Here is an 18599-nt window from a genome sequence, read left to right on the forward strand (position 1 = left end):
CGCCTCCTGGGAGCCTCGGAGAGCGTCAGAATCCGTGCCGCGCGCCCCCGTCGACCGGCAGCATGACGCCCGTCAGGTACGAGGCGGCCGGCGAGAGCAGGAACGCGGCCGTGTTGCCGAACTCCTCCGGGGTGCCGTACCGGCGCAGCGGGATGTTCGCCTCGTTGGCCGCGCGCGACGCCACCGGGTCGCCCGACAGCGCGTCCAGTTCGCGGACGCGGTCGGTGTCGATGCGGGAGGGGAGCAGACCGACGACGCGGACGCCGCGCGGGCCCACCTCGTTCGCGAGCGACTTGGCGAAGCCGGCCAGGCCCGGGCGCAGCCCGTTGGAGATGGTCAGGCCGGTGATCGGCTCGTGCACCGAGCCGGAGAGCACGAACCCGATGACTCCGCCCTCGCCCAGCGCCGCCGCCGCGGTGCGGGCCATCCGCACCGCGCCGAGGAACACCGCGTCGAACGCCGCCCGCCACTGCTCGTCGGTGTTGTCCGCCACCGAGCCGGGTGGCGGGCCGCCCACGCTGATCAGGATGCCGTCGAAACGGCCGAAACGCGTCCGCGCGGTGTCGATCAGGCGCTCCGCGGCCGCCGGATCGGCGTTGTCCGCCGCGACGCCCACGGCGCCGGGCCCCAGCTCGGCCGCCGCCTCAGCGACCGCCTTCTCGTCGCGCGACGAGAGCACGACCCGCGCCCCGTCCGCCACCAGCGCCCGCGCCGACGCGTTGCCCAGGCCCCGTGACGCGCCCGTCACGACGTACACACGGTCCTTCAGTCCAAGATCCATGCGCCCTATCCTGCTCCGCCCGCCTCCTCCCGCGCCAGCGCCAGAGCGGTCCCGACCAGTCCGACATGGCTGAACGCCTGCGGGAAGTTGCCCAGCTGCCGCCGCGACGACGGGTCGTACTCCTCCGCCAGCAGACCCACGTCGTTGCGCAGCGCCAGCAGCCGTTCGAACAGCTCCCGCGCCTCCTTGGGCCGGCCCGTCATGCGCAGCGCGTCCGCCAGCCAGAAGGAGCACGCCAGGAACGTTCCCTCGTCGCCCGGCAGACCGTCGACCGCCACCCCCTCGGTGCTGTACCGGCGGATGAAACCGTCGTGGCTGAGCTCCCGCCGCACCGCGTCCACCGTCCCCACCACCCGCGGATCGTCCGGCGGCAGGAAGCCGACCCGCGGGATCAGCAGCGTCGCCGCGTCCAGCTCCCGCGAACCGTACGACTGCGTGAAGGTGTTCCGGTCGGCGTCGTACCCCTTCTCGCACACCTCCCGGTGGATCTCGTCCCGCATCGCCCGCCACCGCGTCGAGTCACCGCGCAGCTTCGGGTGCTCCTCCAGCGTCCGTACGGCCCGGTCGGCGGCGACCCACGCCATCACCTTCGAGTGCACGAAGTGGCGGCGCGGTCCGCGTACCTCCCACAGCCCCTCGTCGGGCCGCCGCCACGCCGACTCCAGGAAGTTCAGCAGACTGAGCTGGAGGTTCCAGGCGTACGGCTGCGCCGTCATCCCCGCCTGGCGCGCCAGGTAGAGGGAGTCCATGACCTCGCCGTACACGTCGAGCTGGAGCTGGTGCACCGCGGCGTTGCCGATCCGCACCGGGCGTGAACCGGCGTAGCCGCGCAGCCACGGCAGCTCCGTCTCCGGCAGCCGCCGCTCGCCCGCCAGCCCGTACATGATCTGGAGGTCGGCCGGGTCGCCCGCCACCGCCCGCAGCAGCCAGTCCCGCCACGCCGACGCCTCCTCCAGGTACCCGGCGGACAGCAGCGCGCCGAGCGTGAGCGTCGAGTCGCGCAGCCAGCAGTAGCGGTAGTCCCAGTTGCGTACGCCGCCGAGCTCCTCCGGCAGCGAGGTCGTCGGCGCGGCCACGATCCCGCCCGTCGGGGCGTACGTCAGCGCCTTCAGCGTGATGAGCGAGCGGAGCACCGCCTCCCGGTACGGCCCCTCGTACACGCACTGCGCCGCCCAGGCCTTCCAGTCCTCCAGCGTGTGCTCCAGCGCCTCGTACGGGTCGACCAGCGGCGGGCGCGGCCGGTGCGAGGGGTGCCACGTCAGCACGAACGCCACCTTCTCGCCCGGCCGGACCGTGAAGGACGAGCAGGTGCTGTACTGCTGCCCCCACGTCTTGACCTCGGGCTCGCTGCGCAGCCATACGGAGTCGGGTCCGGCGACCGCCACCCGGTGCCCGTCCAAGCGGCGCACCCACGGCACGATCGACCCGTGGTCGAAGCGCAGCCGCAGCACGCCCGCCATCTCGACCACGCCGCTGACGCCTTCGACGATCCGTACGACGTCGGGCGCCTCGTCGCGCTGCGGCATGAAGTCGAGGACCCGGACCGTGCCGGTGCGGGTCTGCCACACCGTCTCCAGGATCAGCGAGTCGGTCAGGTAGCTCCGGCGGGTGCACACCGTCGCGTCTTTGGGGGCGATCCGCCAGTGGCCGTTGTTCTCGTCGCCGAGCAGGGCCGCGAAGCAGGCCGACGAGTCGAAGCGGGGCAGGCACAGCCAGTCGATGGAGCCGTCCTTGCCCACCAGCGCCGCGGTCTGGAGATCGCCGATGAGGGCGTAGTCCTCGATGCGTTGCGTCACCCCTGGCGTGTTCCCGCACCGGCGTTCGGTTAAGCAGGGCGCAGCGCCGGGCCGGGAAACGGCGGGTGGCAGGCGGGTCTCAGGGGGCGGAGGGCTCCGGCACAGTGGAGGCTTCGGCGGGCTCTTCGGCGGCCGCCGCCGCCGCGAGGTCGCGCTTCTCGCGGCGCACCAGCACCACCCAGCCGACCGGGACGCCCGCCGCGAAGAGCCACCACTGCACGGCGTACGCCATGTGGGCCCCGATGGAGTCGTGGTCCGGCTCGGGGATGAGCTCCGGGATGTCACCGGAGGGCCGCGGCTCCGTCTGCTCCAGGTAGCCCCCGAGGACCTCGCGCCCGAGGCGCTCGGCCTGCTGCTCGCTGTTGATCAGCATCACCTGGCGGGGCGGCAGACCGCTGAGGTCCTTGATGCCGCTGGCGCCGGTCGACTCGTCGGCCTTGAGGCGGCCGGTGACCGTCACCTGACCCTTGGGCGCGGGCGGCACCTCGGGGAAGGCGGCCTGGTCGGCGGCGGCGGGGACCCAGCCCCGGTTCACCAGGACGACGCGGCCGTCGGTGAGGAGGAAGGGCGTCAGGACGAAGAAGCCGACCTTGTCGTCGGCGTTGGTCCGGCGGCGTACGACGACCTCGTGCGCGGTGTCGAAGGTGCCGGTGGCGGTGGCCTGGCGCCAGTAGTCGGCGCGCGGGACGGTGTGCCCGGGGGACGTGAGCTCCGCCACGGGGACGGGCTTCGCCCGGAGGTTGTCCGCGATCAGGGCGTTCTGGGCGACCCGGTGCTCGTGCCGGTGGAACTGCCAGAAGCCCAGCTCGATCATCACGGGGATGAGGACGAGGGCGAGGAGGGTGAGGATCACCCACTGCCGGGACAACAGGAAGCGGTACACCCCACGACCGTACAACCGGGCCCGTGGGGTGCACCGAGGGGGGTGCGGGATGGGGGGTGAGTCACACTTTGTCGACGATGCCCACCTGGCCCTTCTCCGCGCGGGCGCAGTGCCCGCCGCAGAACCACTGGCCGTCGACCTCGACGCCCTGACCGATGATCTGGACCCGGCAGTGCTCGCAGATGGGCGCCATGCGGTGGATGGCGCAGGCGAAGCAGTCGAAGACGTGCACCGCGCCCTGCGCGTGCACCTCGAAGGACATGCCGTAGTCGTTTCCGCAGACCTCACAACGTGCCATGCGCCACAGGGTGCGGTGTGCGTCCGGGGAAGGGGCGGCGCAACGCCCGGACCGTCACTCGTCTGCTGAGTCCTGCGAGCCCTCGGCCGGGGCCACGTCACGGAGCAGATGGGTGAACGCCGCCTCGTCGATGATCGGCGTGCCGAAGGACTTCGCCTTGATGGTCTTGGAGGTCGCCGCGTCCGGGTCGTTGGTGACGAGCAGGCTGGTCAGCCGCGACACGCTGGTGGCCACGTGCAGGCCCGCCTCGACGGCACGGTCCTCCAGCAGCTCCCGCTCGACGGACGTGTCGCCCGAAAAGGCCACACGCATGCCCTGCTTGAGTGGTTTGTCGGATTCGTAGCGTCCCGGGTTCGGGTACGGGCACGCCGGCCGCTTCCGCGACGGCCGCCAGCTGTTCGAGCGGTACGAGGACGTCGCCTGCTGCCCGATGCGGGGCGTCGTCGCGGACGGCGAGGGCGTCCACTCCGTCAGCGGGCGGCACTCCAGCAGCGGCAGCCGTACGCCCCGCTCGGCCGCCGCGTGCAGGCTCGGGCGGAACGCCTCCGCCAGCACGCGCGCGTCGTCCAGCGCGTTGTGCGCGCGCTGCTGGACGACGCCGAAGTGCGCGGCGAGCGACTCCAGCTTGAGGTTCGGCAGCGGGAGCGCCAGCTCCTTGGCGAGCGCGATGGTGCACAGCCGCCGGCGTACGGGCGCGGTGTGCTCGGCGCGGGCGTACTCCCGGGCGATCATCGACCAGTCGAACATGGCGTTGTGCGCGACGAGCACCCGGCCGTCGAGTCGCTGCGAGAACTCGCCGACGATGTCCGCGAAGAGCGGTGCCCCCTCCAGCACGCTGGTCGTCAGGCCGTGGATCCACACCGGGCCCGGGTCCCGTTCGGGGTTGACCAGCGTGTACCAGTGGTCCTCGACATTGCCCTGCGCGTCGAGCCGGTAGACGGCAGCCGACACTATCCGGTCGTCGCGGGCGAGGCCGGTGGTCTCCACGTCGACGACCGCGTACCCCTCCTGGGGGTAGGCGGTCGGCCACGCTGCTGCGGTCGTGCGGTCGTCGAGCATGGTCACTGAGAATAGAGGCCGCCACTGACAACGCCGTCCCCGGCATCCCCCGCGCATGCCCCGGCCGTGCCGTCGTGTTGACGCTCCGGACCACTGTTCCCTTACCGGGACCGGCAGTTGGAGGGCGGTTCGGGCGGCGGTCAGCCGAGCGCCGCGACCAGGTCTCCGGCCGCCGCCTGCTCCAGGCCGCAGCCGTCGACCGCGCCCGGCAGTAGCCGGTAGACCGTGCCCGACGCCCCCTCGGGTGCCACCGCGCCGTCCACCAGAGCCAGCAGGACACGCCTCCCGGCCGCCGCCCGGGCGGCCATCGCCACCAGATCCTCCCCGGCCCGCCGCGCGTCCGGTGCCCGGTTCGTACGGATACGTCGGGCGTAGGAGCCCAGGGTCTCCCCGACGTGCCGCGTGAAGTACAGCAGTTCCCCGCCGCGCAGGACGGCGGTCTCCTCGGCCCGCGCCGCCGCGTGCCACACGGCCAGGTCCCACAGGGTCGTCCGCCCGCCCGAGAAGTACTGGAACAGGTCCTTCCCGATCCGGCCCAACTCGCGGCTGTGCCGCGCGACGCTGTGGTAGCCCTCGGACGGCGGCAGGTGCAGATCCGTCCACAGGAACGAGCCCCGCTCCAGGTCGACCAGCATCGGCACATGGATCCTGGAGTCGCCCACCAGGTCGTAGCGCTGGCGCACCGCCTTCGGGTCGTACCGCGAGCTCCTGGCCTCCTTCGACCGCAGCGCCATGAACCCGGCGAAGGCGTCCACGAGTTGGTCGAAGGGGACGTTGTTGTAGCTGAAGACGAGGGGCAGGGCGAACCGCACGCCCGCCGCCCGGAGCTCGGCCAGGTCCAGGTCGACGTACTCCGTCGCGCCGTCCGGCGCCGGCGCGGACGTCAGATCGCCGGAGTGGACGGCGGCCCTGCGCCCGTACACCAGGCGCGTGTAGTCGCACAGGCCGAGGTACGTCCACTCCGCGTCGTACAGCGCGACCGACAGGTCCAGGTCGACCCGCGTCCCCGGCGGCTGCGTCCAGTGCAGGAACAGCCGCAGCACCTCGCCCTCCGGCAGCGGCTGCGTGCTGCCGCGCGGAACCGACACCAGGGCCTTCGCGGCGGCACCCTCGGCGGAGGGGACGGCAAGCCCGGACAGGCCCGCGTCGAGCACCGCCAGCCGGAAGCGGGAGGCGGTGGACAGCCGGCGCAGCACCTCCGCCTCCAGCAGCCCGCACACCCGCTCGGTGACGGCGACGGGCAGCGGCGCACGCGTGTCGTCGACCGTGTACGAGTGGGTCACCCGGCCCCGCGGGAAGAAGACCCTTCGCCCGGCGGGCAGATGACGCTCCCGCAGCCGCCCGAGCGCGGCCAGCAGCGGGCCGGGACCCGCGCCGGGCAGCGCCTCGGTCAGCGCCCGGGCCTCGGCGTCCGACAGGCCCGCGCCGGCGTCGCCGTCCAGGCGCAGGAGGTGGTCCAGGCGGCGCAGCAGCTCTCCGGGCCGCTGGAGCAGCAGGGCGAGGGCCGTGGAGCGGTCGCGGGCGCACAGGGCCTCCTCGACCCGGGCGGACCACGTGTGCGCCCTGACGCGCGTGCCGTCGACGCGCACCGCACGCGGGTGCTCGGCGGCGGTGCGCCGCAGCGCCTCGCCGAGGGAGGGGGAGACGGCCGAGGTGTCGGTGGCGCGCAGCACCGCGAAGGCGAGGGCCGCCCTCGGGTGGTCGCCGTGCCGCTCGTACGGGTGGAGGACCTCGGCAGCCCGCTTCCAGGGCCCCGGGTACCGCAGCACGTCCTCGACCAGCGACGCGACCGCCAGCCGGTCCAGGACGGCGAGCAGCTGCCGGCGCAGACCGCGCGGCAGGGACCGGAAGCGGTGCCGCTCCAGCAGGTCCGGCTCGCCGCCCGACCAGACGGCGAGCAGCCGCAGCACGTCGGTCGCGGTGGTCAGCCGCTCGTCCAGCAGGGGGCGTACGGCCTCCCGCGTGCGCGGGTCCAGCAGCAGCGAACCCAGGACGAGCGCCTTGGTCTCCCGTACGGGAACGTCTCCGGGCAGCCAGTCCAGTGCGGGCGGCGCGTACGCCAGGAGCACCTTCAGGTCGTCATGGTCCTGCGGCGGCAGGGGCGTGCGGCGGGTCAGCAGGGCGCCCAGCGCCTTGGCGGCGTCGGCGGACGGGTCGGTGCCCAGGTCGAGGGGGCGCAGCGGCCCGCCGGGCGCCTCGTGGGTGTGGCGGCGCGGTGCGGCAGGCTTCAGGAACGGGTCCGCCGGGTCGATCCGGCGGTGGCAGAGGGGGCAGCCGGCGTAGTCGGCGCCGTCCCAGCAGACCCGGCACACCAGATGCGCGCAGGGCGAGACGGGCTCGACGCCGCCGACCGTGCCGCACAGCACGCACGGCTGGGCGGGCGACTGGAGCAGCAGGGCGAAGACCCGGTCCACATAGAGCCGGTCGGTGTCGTCCGGCACGGAGACCGGGAAGTCGCGGAACAGCGGCATATGGGTGCGGTCGGCGCCCAGCTCGGCGTCCAGCCGGCCCAGCAGCTCCTTGCCCGCCTCCGCGAGCCCGGCCGGTCCCAGCCACGCGAGCGCCGCGCGCAGCCGCGCCGTCGGGGCGAACCCGCGGTCCAGGAGCTCGGCTTCGAGGGCGACGAGCCCTGCCGCCGTCGGCCCCTCACCGGGGCGGGGCCCCGCCCCGTCGACGTACACCGTGCGCAGACGGCGGAGCAGTACGGACGACAGCACGGACAAACAGACCCCCTGGAAGTGTGAAGCGGGGACGGAGAGTGGGCGCGCTACGGATTCTGTGAGAGTCAGATGAGAAGGAAGCACGCGTGCGGAGCCGTCCCCGCGTGCACGGACTCTAGGGAACGCCTGTACGGGGCCGCCACCGAATTTACGGCGGCTCGCCTCTTTTACGGCGGCTCGCCTCTTTACGGCGGTTGCCTATTCAGGGCGGTTACCCCTTTGCGGCGGTCGCCGGCGGGCGTACGGCCCACGCGGGTGAGACCCTCACCGGGTGACCGATGCACCACCCCACGACGAGGCGCACGCCGGCGCGCTCGGCACCCGCCTCAACTGGTTGCGCGCGGCCGTCCTCGGCGCCAACGACGGCGTCGTCTCCACCGCCGGACTCGTCGTCGGCGTCGCCGGCGCCACCGACGACCGCGCCACGCTCCTCACGGCGGGCCTCGCGGGCCTGCTGGCCGGCTCCATGTCCATGGCGGCGGGCGAGTACGTCTCCGTCTCCACGCAGCGCGACTCCGAGAAGGCCGCCCTGGCCCAGGAGAAGCGCGAACTGCGCGAGCAGCCGGACGCCGAACTCGACGAGCTCACCGACCTCCTGGAGGCCCGCGGCCTGAGCCGCGACGTCGCCCGCGAGGCCGCCGAGCAACTCACGGAACGCGACGCCCTGCGCGCCCACGCGCGCGTGGAGCTGGGCATCGACCCCGACGAGCTCACCAACCCCTGGCACGCCGCCGCCGCGAGCTTCCTCGCCTTCACGGTCGGCGCCCTCCTCCCGCTCCTCGCCATCGTCCTGCCCCCCGCGCCCCTGCGCCTGACCGTCACGGTGCTCTCCGTCCTGGCAGCCCTCACCCTCACCGGCTGGTCCAGCGCCCGCCTCGGCGCGGCCCCGGCCGGCCCGGCGATCCTGCGGGTGGTGGGCGGGGGCGCGCTGGCGATGGCGGTGACGTACGGGGCGGGGTCGCTGCTGGGGGCGGCGGGGGTGTGACGAGGTCAGGTCCTCACGCGGCGCACCGTGATGCGCTCAGGAGCGAAGAGGTGAGTGCCGATGACCGGCGTGTCGTCGGTGACCTCGAGGGTGAGTTGCTCCATGGCCGCCAAGGGGCTCACGTCGATAGGGGACCCGGAGGGTGCGCATTGACTCAGAGTCAGCCTGGTCAGAGCCGGCATCTCACGGAGGACCGCGAGGCCGACAGGGATCTCGCACCGCCACAGATAGAGGTCCCGCACGTGACTGAACCGGGTCAGCAGGCTCGGCTCCAGCGGGTCCAGCTCGTAGAGAGCCAGTCTCGCCAGGGAGGCCGGCAGCCGCATCCGGGACAGCTGCCGGAGCTGGCCTTGCCCGGCGAAGGAGAGGGAGAGCAGCTCAGGCCAGCGGTCCAAGCCCTCCAGGCTTACGTAGCGGGTCTGTTGGTGCAGCCCCAGATGCAACAGCTGAGGCCCGATGGGCACCTCGGTGAGGTTCTCGATGAGCAGCGGCTGGGACAGCATCACGCTCTTCAGGCCCGGCATATCCCGCAGAGGCTCCAGCGCGATGGTGGGATGGACCTCGTACAAGGACAAGTGCCGCAACGACGGCCCGGCGAGTGGCGACAGGTCCCGAAGCTGGGCGCACCGACTCAATCCGACCTCTTGGAGCCGAGGGAATCGGCTGAGTACTGACAGGTCGGTCAGCGCGTCGTTGCCCAGTACGAAGAGCCACTCAGGATCCTCGACCACGAGGAGAGGGCTGAGGTCGGCATAATTGCCGGTGACGTGCAGGCGACGGGCTTTCGGCACGTGCCGCAAAGCCTGCAGCTGCGCGTCGCTCTGCACATGCAGGTAAGACGTGTTCCATGGTCCGGCTGTCAGTACCTCCTGTGCGTACCGTTCCGCGTCGAACGAGACCCACGCCTGGGAGACCTGATACGCAACCGGGACCCTCGTGTCCTCGCGGAACCGCGCCACCAACTCGAACGCCGCGTCCCCGCCGACCAGACCTGCTGTACGCACCACGGCCGCCGCGGTGTGCTCCTCCAGGGCCTCCTCCGGCCCCGGCAGCAGCTCCAGCACCAGCTCGCCGACCTTGGCCAGCTCCTCCGCCTCGCTCTGGGCGCGCGGCGGCACCAGCTCCTTCGCGCGGGCCTCCACCTCGCCCCGTACCTCCGGGTCCAGCTCCGGCGCGTGCTCCAGGCAGGCGGCGGCCAGCAGGACCAGCCGGTGCCGGAGCCGGGGGGCGCGGTCGGCGCGGCGGAGGAGGCCGCGCAGCAGGCGGGCGCGTTCCTCCACACGGGCGTGGCCCACCGCCATGCGGACGACGTCGTCCCACTGGTCGTCGTTCGCGTTGCGCACCAGCACGCCGAAGTCCCGCGACTCCACCGCAGCCTTGGCGCCCAGGTAGTCCTGGAAGGTGCGGTGGACGAAGTCGACGGAGCCCAGCACCGGCTCGCGCAGCAGGCCGCTGCGGATCAGCAGGTGGGCGAAGACGGCGTCCGGACCGGCGGTTACTTGGGGCATCGCGGTGAGCCACTCGCCCACCATCTCGACGGCCTCCTCGCGCGCCGCCTCCGCCTGGCCGTTGCGCACCAGCCAGTACGCCAGGCGCTGGAGCAGCGCGGTCTGCTCCTCGCGCGACAGGGACACGCCCTCCACGCAGCCGATCTCACGCTCCATGTCCCGCCGTACGAGCAGCATGTCGAGCGCCGCGTCGTACAGCTCCTTGCGGGCGCGCGGGAGGTGCATGCGCCGGTCGCGGTTGAGCGCGCAGAGCAGCGCGCACATCAGGGGGTTGGTGGCCAGCCGCCCCAGGTCCCGCCGGGTCGTGACGGCCTGGAGGAGCGACTGCTCGTACGTGTCGAGGAGCTCCGCCTCCGCCGGGCTCTCCAGGCGCGCGGAGGCGTGCCAGTGCGCCACGAACGACCGGGTGTCCTCGCGGTCCATCGGCAGCAGGGAGCGGGCCACGAAGCCCTGGGCCGCGAGCCAGTCCTCCGGCACGGCGGACGGCCGCGTGGTGACGACGTATCGCGCGTCGGGGAAGGCGGCGATCAGCGACTTCAGCCACGCCACGGTCCGGCCGCGCAGCCGGGCCGGCACTTCGTCGACGCCGTCGACCAGTACCAGGGCCCGCCCCGAGGCCATGAGCGACACCACCCAGCCCGCGTGGGCCGCGCCGTGCAGGGGTACGCCCGCCGCCCGCAGGAAGTCGTCCGGCAGCGGCAAGGACTCCGCCGAGGCGAAGGCGCGCAGCCGCAGCACGAACGGCACGCACCGGTTCCAGTCGGCCAGCTCGGCGGGGAAGGTGCGCCGGGCCGCGTTGAGCGCCAGCCACTGCACGAGCGTGGACTTGCCGGAGCCCGCCGGGCCGCGCAGCAGGACCCGGTCCGACTCGGCGAGCGCCTGCTCGGCCGTGACGGCGCCCCGGCCCGCGTGCGGCAGGTCCATGGCGTCGCGCCGCTCCGCGCCGCCCGTGTCGCTCACCGTCAGGCTGATGTAGGCCGTGTCCAGCGGCCACTCGCTCGCCGACCGCCCCAGCGTCAGCCCGAACAGCTCCAGCCGCCCGTACGTCGCCGTCACGTACGCCGCGTACCTCTCCTCGAACTCCAGGGCCGCCGCGTCCTGGCGGCGGTACGGGGCTGTGGCCAGGTCTTCCACGAGGGCTCGGGTGCGACCGGCCGCACGGGTCTGCTCGACCGCCGCACGGGCGGGGAACGAAGGGTGGGCCGTCAGCTGCTCCACCAGGTGCGCGCAGCACAGCGCGAGCAGCTCCTCGTACAGGTCGAGCGCGCGTGTGCTCAGCCCTTCCGCTGGTGCGCGCAGTTCACCGGCCAGCCGCCCCGGATCGAGGTCGAGCCGGAAGAGGCGTTCCGCGCCGATCTCGCCGACGGCCGTGAAGGTCTCCCGTACGGAGTCGACCGCCGCCAGCCGTTCGTGTTCGGGGAGGGAGCCGTACGACGCGGTGAGCCGCTCGGAGAGGACCCGTGCCAGCCGGTCCGGTTTCGCCGGGCGGGGGAGCGGTCGCAGCGGGCGGTCCACCAGCCCCGCGCCCGCCCTGGGGGCGACCAGCGAGCGCGCGACCGCGCCCAGCACCGTACCGGCGAGACGAACGACGGCAAGTTCCATGCCCTGCACGGTGATCGGCCCCCCTCACGCTGCCCCTGCCACCGGATCGTACGACGCCGCCCTTGGTGGAAGTCGCCAAAGCCCGCTGACAAGTCGTCTCGCATACTTGTCGGTAACCACCTCTAGCCGCGCCGCGATCCCCGGCCCTACGGTGCTCGCATGCCGCCGAACCTGCCCGATGTCGTGCTGTGGTCCATACCCGCGTTCGTCCTGCTCACCGTCCTCGAAATGGTCAGCTACCGGCTGCATCCCGACGAGGACGCCGCCGGGTACGAGGTGAAGGACGCCGCCACGAGCATCGGCATGGGCCTCGGCAGCATCGTCTTCGACCTGCTGTGGAAGATCCCGGCCCTCGCGCTCTTCACCGCCGTCTACGAGCTCACGCCCCTCCGCGTTCCCGTCCTGTGGTGGACCGTTCCGCTGATGCTGCTCGCGCAGGACTTCCTCTACTACTGGTCCCACCGCGGCCACCACGTCATCCGGATCCTGTGGGCCTGCCACGTCGTCCACCACTCCAGCCGGAAGTTCAACCTCACCACCGCGCTGCGCCAGCCGTGGACCTCGCTCACCGTGTGGCCCTTCTTCCTGCCGATGGTGGCCCTCGGGGTGCACCCGGCTGCGGTCTTCTTCTGCTACTCCGCCAACCTCGTCTACCAGTTCTGGGTGCACACCGAGCGGATCGGGAAGCTGCCCCGCCCCATCGAGTACGTCTTCAACACCCCCTCCCACCACCGCGTCCACCACGCCTCCCAGGGCGGTTACCTGGACCGGAACTTCGGCGGCATCCTCATCCTGTGGGACCGGGTGTTCGGGTCCTTCGTGGCGGAGACCGAGCGGCCCGTCTACGGACTCACCAAGAACATCCACACGTACAACCCGCTGCGCGTCGCCACCCACGAGTACGCGGCCATAGCCCGGGACCTGCGTGCGGCCCGGGGTTGGCGCGAACGGGCGGGACGGGTCTTCGGGGGACCCGGCTGGCAGCCGGCGGTACGGGACGCCGAGGTCCCGCCGCAGGTTCCGGAGCGCACCGCGTGAACCTGACCCCCAGGGGCCCGGCCCGCTGGCTGCTCCTCGCCTTCGTGGGGGCCGTCGCCGTGGACCTGGCCGTCCTCCTCGCCGGGTCCGAGACCGGGCACCGGATCGCCAAGCCCCTGCTCATGCCGCTGCTCGCGGCGTACGCGGTGGCGAGCGGCGCGCCCCGGCCGCTGCCCCGGCCGCTGCTCGCCGCCCTGCTCTTCGGCTGGGGCGGCGACGTGTTCCTGCTGTCCGACGCGGAGTGGGCCTTCCTCGTCGGGATGGGCTCCTTCGCCGCGGGACACGTGTGCTACCTGTTCCTGTTCCGCCGTGCCCGTACGTCGCCGGCGCTGGCTGCCGTCTACGGTGCCGCTCTCGTCGTCACGGTCGTCCTCCTCTGGCCCGGCCTCCCGGCCGACCTGAGGATCCCGGTCGCCGGGTACGCGGCGCTGCTCACGGCCATGGCGTACCGCGCGAGTGGGCTCGGCCTCGCCGCGGGGGTGGGCGGCGCGCTGTTCCTGCTGTCGGACACGCTCATCGCCGCCGGGGTCGCCGACTGGCCGCAGCCGCCGGTCCCCGACTTCTGGATCATGCTCACCTACACGGCCGCCCAGTACCTGCTGGTGCAGGGGGTGCTGCGGCAGTCGGTCAGGAACTGAGCCACTCCGCGCGGTCCGCTCCCAGCGGGCCGGGCGGCCGGGCCCAGTCCACCGGGCCCCCTTCGTACGACACGGGCGACAGCGCGTACCGCAACCGCCCCATGGGGCTGTCCCGTTCCGCCAGCCACCGTTCCGGGTCGTACGGGCCGCCGCCCTCCGGGCCCTTGGCGAGGCCGTGCGTCAGCCAGTGCGCGGTCTGCGTCAGCGCGAGCCGCGCGAGCCGCGCGAGGCGCGTCCCGCCGGCCCGGTGCTGCTCGGTCAGCGCGCGCAGGACGGCGGCGGCCAGCAGGTAGCCCGTGCCATGGTCCAGGGCCTGCGTGGGCAGGGCGCCCGGCTGCTCGGGGGAGCCCTCCAACAGAGCGATGCCCGTCGCCGCCTGCACCAGGCTGTCGAAGCCGCGCCGCCCGCCCCAAGGCCCGTACCGGCCCCACGCGGAGAGCTGCGCGACCACCAGGCCCGGACGGCGCTCCTCCAACGCCTCGGGGGAGAGCCCGAACCGGTCCAGCGCGCCCGGCCGGTAGCCGGTGACCACCACATCGGCCGCCGCCAGCAGCTCCTCGAACGCCCGCCGGTCCGCGCTCCGCCCGAGGTCCAGGGCCGTCGACCGCTTGCCCATCCCCGTGTCGTTGTGCGCCTCCTGGGCCTCCGGCAACTGCGGCGCGTCCATCCGCAGCACGTCCGCGCCCAGCAGCGCCAGCGTGCGCGTGGCCACCGGGCCCGCGAGGACCCGCGTCAGGTCCAGCACCCGCAGCCCGGAACACGGCAGCGGCGCGGTCCCGGGCACGCGCGCCGGGAGCACGCGCCCCGGCGCGTCACCGAGGCGCTCCAGCGTCAGCAGCGGCTGCCGCGCCACCAGGGCGCCCTGCTCGTGGGCCGCCCACTCGGCGGGGCCGCGTACCGCGACGGCCAGCCCGCCCGCCGCGTACACGGCGTCCTCCACCGCCGCGGCCGGGCGCTCGGCGAGCACCGCCGCGACGGCGTCCGGCCCGGCACTGTCCGGCAGGCCGAGCGCCGTGAGCAGCCGGGCCCGGTGGTGCGGATAGTTGGCGTGCGTCCGCACCCATCCGTCCGCCGCCCGCCAGAACCGCGACAGCGGCGCGAACCCGTCCCAGGGGCGCCCGTCCAGCCGTACGAGCCGGTCGCTGCGGAACGCCGTCGCGACCGCCCCGTCGTCCACCCGTACGCGCGCTACGGGCCGGCCGGTGCGGACCGCGCCGAGCTCGGCCGCCGCCAGCGCGCAGACCGCCACCGTCGTACGGGCCAGCTCCATGACCGGCAGCCGCGACGGCAGCCCGCCGGACGGGCCACCGAACGCGACGCGGTCCAGGAGGGCGGCATCGGCACCCAGTGCCGCCCAAGCGGACTCCGTACCGGTCGGAAGGGTCGGATCCATGCCCCCACTATGGCACTGAGTGCCATAGTGGGGAAGGTCCTACGCCCGGCCTGCCGACCGGCTCAGCGGCGCACCGCGTCCAGCGCGTCGACCATGCCGACGCCGTAGAACCCGTTCCGCTGCGTGACCCCCTCGCACACCGCGTCCACCGTGCCGTTCTTGTCGATGTCGTACGGATCGGTGCACGGCATGGCGTCGGCCCGCGCGTACAGCAGCGCCTTCACCTGCGCCGGCGTGGCGTGCGGACGTACGGACTTGATGAGCGCCGCGACGCCCGCCACATGCGGCGACGCCATGGACGTACCCGACTTGTAGGCGTAGGTGTGGCCGCCGCGGAACGTGGTGGACAGGATCCCGCCCTTCGTGGCCGGTGCCTGGGGCGGCTGGTACGCCGTCGAGTCACCGCCCGGCGCCGCGATGTCCACGACTCCCAGCCCGTAGTTGGAGTACGACGCCTTAAGCCCCTGCGCGCCCGTCCCCGACACGGTCACCACACCCGGGAGCTGCGACGGGATGTCGAAGCAGTCGCGCGTGTCGATCGTCCGTTCCACCGGGGTGGTGTCGTTCGGGCTGGTCTTGTCGGTCACGGTCTCCGACGCCAGGTCCGTACGCGCGTTGCCGGCCGCGGCCACGTTCACCACGCCCTTGCGCTCCGCGTACCGGGAGGCGCGGGTGACGGCCTCGACGAGCGCCTTCTGGTCGGCGTCCGTCGTGCAGTTGAACAGCCAGGGGTCCGTGTAATAGCTGTTGTTGGTCACGTCGGCGCCGTGTTCCGCCGCCCACACGAAGCCGCAGACCACCGCCTCCGTGTAGTACAGGCCGGTGGCGGGCTCCGCCACCTTGAGGCTGGAGACCTTCACCCCCGGGGCGACGCCGGTGACGCCGACCCCGTTCTTGGCGGCGGCGATGGTGCCCGCCACATGCATGCCGTGGTCGCTCTCCTCGGCGGTCGGCCGCCAGGCGTTGTCCTTCTGCACCGGTACGCCGCCGAGGCAGCTCGCCGACGCCGCGCGGTCGAAGTTCGGGGCGATGTCCGGGTGCGTGTCGTCGACCCCCGAGTCGAGCACGGCGACCGTCACGCTCCGGCTGCCCAGCGTCCTCTGGTGCGCCTTGTCCGCCTTGATGGCGGGCAGGTCCCACTGCAGCGGCTGCAGCGGGTCGTCGTCGGCGGTGGAGGTGGCCGCGCGTGCTGTCGCCGCCCGCGCCTCCGCGGCGGTCAGCGGCTGGTCGGCCGCGATGGCGTCACTGGTCTGGGCCGCCAGCGGAGCGGTCCGCGTCGCCCCGGCCGACTCCACGCCCGGCACCGTGCGGATCCGCGCCGCGAAGCCCGGGTCGCTCGCGTGGACGACGATGACGCCGATCTGGTCGTACGCGATGACCACCGTGCCGCCGGCCGCGGCTATCGCACGCTTCACCGAGGCGGCGGTGGCCTGGCCGCCCGTCACATTGACGACGTACGACATCGCGGGGCCGTCGGCCGTTCCGGCCACCGTCCCGGACGCCGCTGCGGCCTGTGCGGGGGCGAGCGGTGCCGGTGCCGCCGATGCCGCGCCCGCCGGAAGCAGCAGGCCGAGCGACGCCGTGAGCGCCAGACCGGCGGGCAGGGCGGGGTGGCGGCGCCCGCGCCGGGATGCCAGATGAGCCATGGGTTCTCCACATCATCCGTGACGGCCGCCCGGACCCGGTGAGGGATGGGCGGGTACATGACCAGCGAAGCTATCGCCGATCATCCCGGCGCATCAACGAGTTGGCCGATCCGGAGACGGCACGAGGAAAAAACGGCCGGAGGTGAACCGCTTCGCCCGGCTCCCCGTGCCGTTGACAGGGGAGAACCGCGAGGTTCTCCCGTCCCTGCCCAGCCCATCCGCGTCGCGAGGAGTATTTCGTGGCTACCGATGCACCGCCGCCCCCTCGGGGCGGTACGGACACCAGCCCTGTCCAGCCCACGACCGAGTCGTTCGTCGAGGTGCAGGGGAGTGCTGAATTCGGCGAACTGCGCCGCACGTACCGCTCCTTCGCCTTCCCCCTGACCATCGCCTTCATCGCCTGGTACCTGCTGTACGTCCTGCTGTCCAACTACGCGGGCGGCTTCATGGGCACCAAGCTCTTCGGCAACATCAACGTGGCGCTCGTCCTGGGCCTCGCCCAGTTCGTCACCACGTTCCTCATCGCCTGGTTCTACTCCCGGCACGCGGCCGAAAAGCTCGACCCGAAGGCGGAAGCCATCAAGACCCGTATGGAGGCCGACGTATGAGCGCCGCTCACACCACCGTGCTGCTCGCGGCCGGAGCCGGCGACGCCTCGGAGCACCGGCCGCTGATCATCACGCTCTTCGCGTGCTTCGTCGTCGCCACCCTCTTCATCACCGTCTGGGCCGGCCGCCAGACCAAGAGCGCCGCCGACTTCTACGCGGGCGGGCGGCAGTTCACCGGCTTCCAGAACGGCCTGGCCATCTCCGGCGACTACATGTCCGCCGCGTCCTTCCTCGGCATCGCCGGAGCCATCGCCCTCTTCGGCTACGACGGCTTCCTCTACTCCATCGGCTTCCTGGTCGCCTGGCTCGTCGCCCTGCTCCTGGTGGCCGAGCCGCTGCGCAACTCCGGCCGCTTCACCATGGGCGACGTGCTGGCGTACCGGATGCGCCAGCGCCCCGTCCGCACCGCCGCCGGCACGTCGACGATCGTCGTCTCGATCTTCTACCTGCTGGCCCAGATGGCGGGCGCGGGCGTGCTCGTCTCGCTGCTGCTCGGCATCACCTCGGACGGCGGCAAGGTCGCGATCGTCGCCCTCGTCGGCCTCCTGATGATCGTCTACGTCACCATCGGCGGTATGAAGGGCACCACCTGGGTGCAGATGGTCAAGGCCGTCCTGCTCATCGCGGGCACCCTGCTCATCACCCTGCTGGTGCTGTGGAAGTTCGACTTCAACATCTCCGACCTGCTCGGCAAGGCCGCCGAGAACAGCGGCAAGGGCGCCGCCTTCCTGGAGCCCGGCCTCAAGTACGGCGCCACGGAGACGTCCAAGCTGGACTTCATCTCGCTCGGCATCGCGCTCGTCCTCGGCACCGCCGGACTGCCGCACATCCTCATCCGCTTCTACACCGTGCCCACCGCCAAGGCGGCCCGCAAGTCCGTCAACTGGGCCATCGGCATCATCGGCGCCTTCTACCTGATGACCATCGCCCTCGGCTTCGGCGCCGCCGCCATCGTCGGCCCCGCCGAGATCACCGCCTCCAACAAGGCGGGGAACACCGCGGCACCGCTGCTCGCCCTGCACATCGGCGGCGTCGACTCCGCGGGCGGCGCGATCCTGCTGGCCGTTATCTCCGCGGTCGCCTTCGCCACCATCCTCGCCGTCGTCGCCGGGCTGACCCTCGCCTCGTCCTCGTCCTTCGCGCACGACATCTACGCCAACGTGATCCGCAAGGGCCAGGCCACCGAGAAGGAGGAGGTCCGTGCGGCCCGCTGGGCGACCGTCTTCATCGGCATCGTCTCCATCGCGCTCGGCGCCCTCGCCCGCGACCTGAACGTCGCCGGCCTCGTCGCGCTCGCCTTCGCCGTCGCGGCCTCCGCCAACCTGCCGACGATCCTCTACAGCCTCTTCTGGAAGCGGTTCACCACCCAGGGCGCCCTGTGGTCCATCTACGGCGGCCTGATCGCCTCCGTCGCGCTGGTGCTCTTCTCGCCGGTCGTGTCGGGCAAGCCCAGCTCGATGTTCCCGGACGCCGACTTCGCCTGGTTCCCGCTGGAGAACCCCGGCCTGATCTCCATCCCGCTGGGCTTCCTCCTCGGCTGGCTGGGCTCCCTGCTCTCCAAGGAGGAGCCGAACAAGGGCAAGTTCGCGGAACTCGAGGTCAAGTCCCTCACCGGTGTCGGAGCGCACTGAGGCGGACACCGTA

The 18599-nt window shown here is 72.8% G+C and carries 14 protein-coding genes; 5 read left to right on the top strand and 9 right to left on the bottom strand.

Annotated features, from left to right (window positions below; genetic code table 11):
- Positions 1-25: 25 nt before the first annotated feature.
- The 6 genes from ACIRNI_RS12370 to ACIRNI_RS12395 all read right to left on the bottom strand — a co-directional run bounded on the left by ACIRNI_RS12370 (position 26) and on the right by ACIRNI_RS12395 (position 7540).
- The gene (locus tag ACIRNI_RS12370) at positions 26-781 is read right to left on the bottom strand and encodes an SDR family oxidoreductase (RefSeq protein ID WP_403550745.1); all 756 of its coding nucleotides are present in this window, start codon (positions 779-781) and stop codon (positions 26-28) included.
- A gap of 5 nt (positions 782-786) precedes the next feature.
- A complete protein-coding gene (locus ACIRNI_RS12375) occupies positions 787-2577 on the bottom strand; it encodes a glycoside hydrolase family 15 protein (protein ID WP_403550747.1) in 1791 nt (596 codons plus the stop codon).
- Positions 2578-2656: 79 nt separating this feature from the next.
- The gene (locus tag ACIRNI_RS12380; RefSeq protein WP_403550749.1) at positions 2657-3460 is read right to left on the bottom strand and encodes an SURF1 family protein; all 804 of its coding nucleotides are present in this window, start codon (positions 3458-3460) and stop codon (positions 2657-2659) included.
- Positions 3461-3521: 61 nt separating this feature from the next.
- On the bottom strand, positions 3522-3758 hold the full coding sequence (locus ACIRNI_RS12385) for a hypothetical protein (protein WP_078887695.1): 237 nt from the start codon (positions 3756-3758) through the stop codon (positions 3522-3524).
- Between the two features lie 54 nt (positions 3759-3812).
- A complete protein-coding gene (locus ACIRNI_RS12390; protein WP_403550751.1) occupies positions 3813-4823 on the bottom strand; it encodes a DEDDh family exonuclease in 1011 nt (336 codons plus the stop codon).
- A 134-nt stretch (positions 4824-4957) separates the two neighbouring features.
- Positions 4958-7540: an MXAN_6230/SCO0854 family RING domain-containing protein gene (locus tag ACIRNI_RS12395; RefSeq protein ID WP_403550753.1), complete on the bottom strand. Its 2583-nt coding sequence runs from the start codon at positions 7538-7540 to the stop codon at positions 4958-4960.
- Between the two features lie 268 nt (positions 7541-7808).
- Between ACIRNI_RS12395 and ACIRNI_RS12400 the strand changes: the two genes are divergently transcribed.
- Positions 7809-8522, top strand: coding sequence for a VIT family protein (locus tag ACIRNI_RS12400; RefSeq protein WP_403550755.1), 714 nt, complete (start codon positions 7809-7811; stop codon positions 8520-8522).
- A 5-nt stretch (positions 8523-8527) separates the two neighbouring features.
- Here the strand turns inward: ACIRNI_RS12400 and ACIRNI_RS12405 are convergent, their stop codons facing one another.
- Positions 8528-11632: an NACHT domain-containing protein gene (locus ACIRNI_RS12405; RefSeq protein ID WP_403550757.1), complete on the bottom strand. Its 3105-nt coding sequence runs from the start codon at positions 11630-11632 to the stop codon at positions 8528-8530.
- Positions 11633-11791: 159 nt separating this feature from the next.
- Here ACIRNI_RS12405 and ACIRNI_RS12410 point away from each other — a divergent pair, with 159 nt between their 5' ends.
- The gene (locus ACIRNI_RS12410; protein WP_403550759.1) at positions 11792-12670 is read left to right on the top strand and encodes a sterol desaturase family protein; all 879 of its coding nucleotides are present in this window, start codon (positions 11792-11794) and stop codon (positions 12668-12670) included.
- The gene (locus ACIRNI_RS12415; protein ID WP_403550761.1) at positions 12667-13308 is read left to right on the top strand and encodes a lysoplasmalogenase; all 642 of its coding nucleotides are present in this window, start codon (positions 12667-12669) and stop codon (positions 13306-13308) included. The genes ACIRNI_RS12410 and ACIRNI_RS12415 overlap by 4 nt, the downstream gene beginning before the upstream one ends.
- Here ACIRNI_RS12415 and ACIRNI_RS12420 read toward each other — a convergent pair.
- A complete protein-coding gene (locus ACIRNI_RS12420; RefSeq protein WP_403550762.1) occupies positions 13298-14701 on the bottom strand; it encodes a CoA transferase in 1404 nt (467 codons plus the stop codon). The genes ACIRNI_RS12415 and ACIRNI_RS12420 overlap by 11 nt on opposite strands.
- 62 nt (positions 14702-14763) lie before the next feature.
- The gene (locus ACIRNI_RS12425) at positions 14764-16347 is read right to left on the bottom strand and encodes a S8 family serine peptidase (RefSeq protein ID WP_403550764.1); all 1584 of its coding nucleotides are present in this window, start codon (positions 16345-16347) and stop codon (positions 14764-14766) included.
- 239 nt (positions 16348-16586) lie between these two features.
- Here ACIRNI_RS12425 and ACIRNI_RS12430 point away from each other — a divergent pair, with 239 nt between their 5' ends.
- Both ACIRNI_RS12430 and ACIRNI_RS12435 read left to right on the top strand, forming a co-directional pair.
- Positions 16587-16955 (top strand): DUF485 domain-containing protein, encoded by a 369-nt coding sequence (locus ACIRNI_RS12430; RefSeq protein ID WP_403550765.1) that lies wholly within the window; start codon positions 16587-16589, stop codon positions 16953-16955.
- Entirely contained in the window at positions 16952-18586 is a 1635-nt protein-coding gene (locus tag ACIRNI_RS12435; protein WP_403550767.1) for a cation acetate symporter, read from the top strand. Before ACIRNI_RS12430 ends, ACIRNI_RS12435 begins: the two co-directional genes overlap by 4 nt.
- Positions 18587-18599 lie beyond the last annotated feature (13 nt).

The sequence above is a fragment of the Streptomyces sp. NPDC093546 genome (assembly GCF_044765045.1).
Lineage (GTDB): Bacteria > Actinomycetota > Actinomycetes > Streptomycetales > Streptomycetaceae > Streptomyces.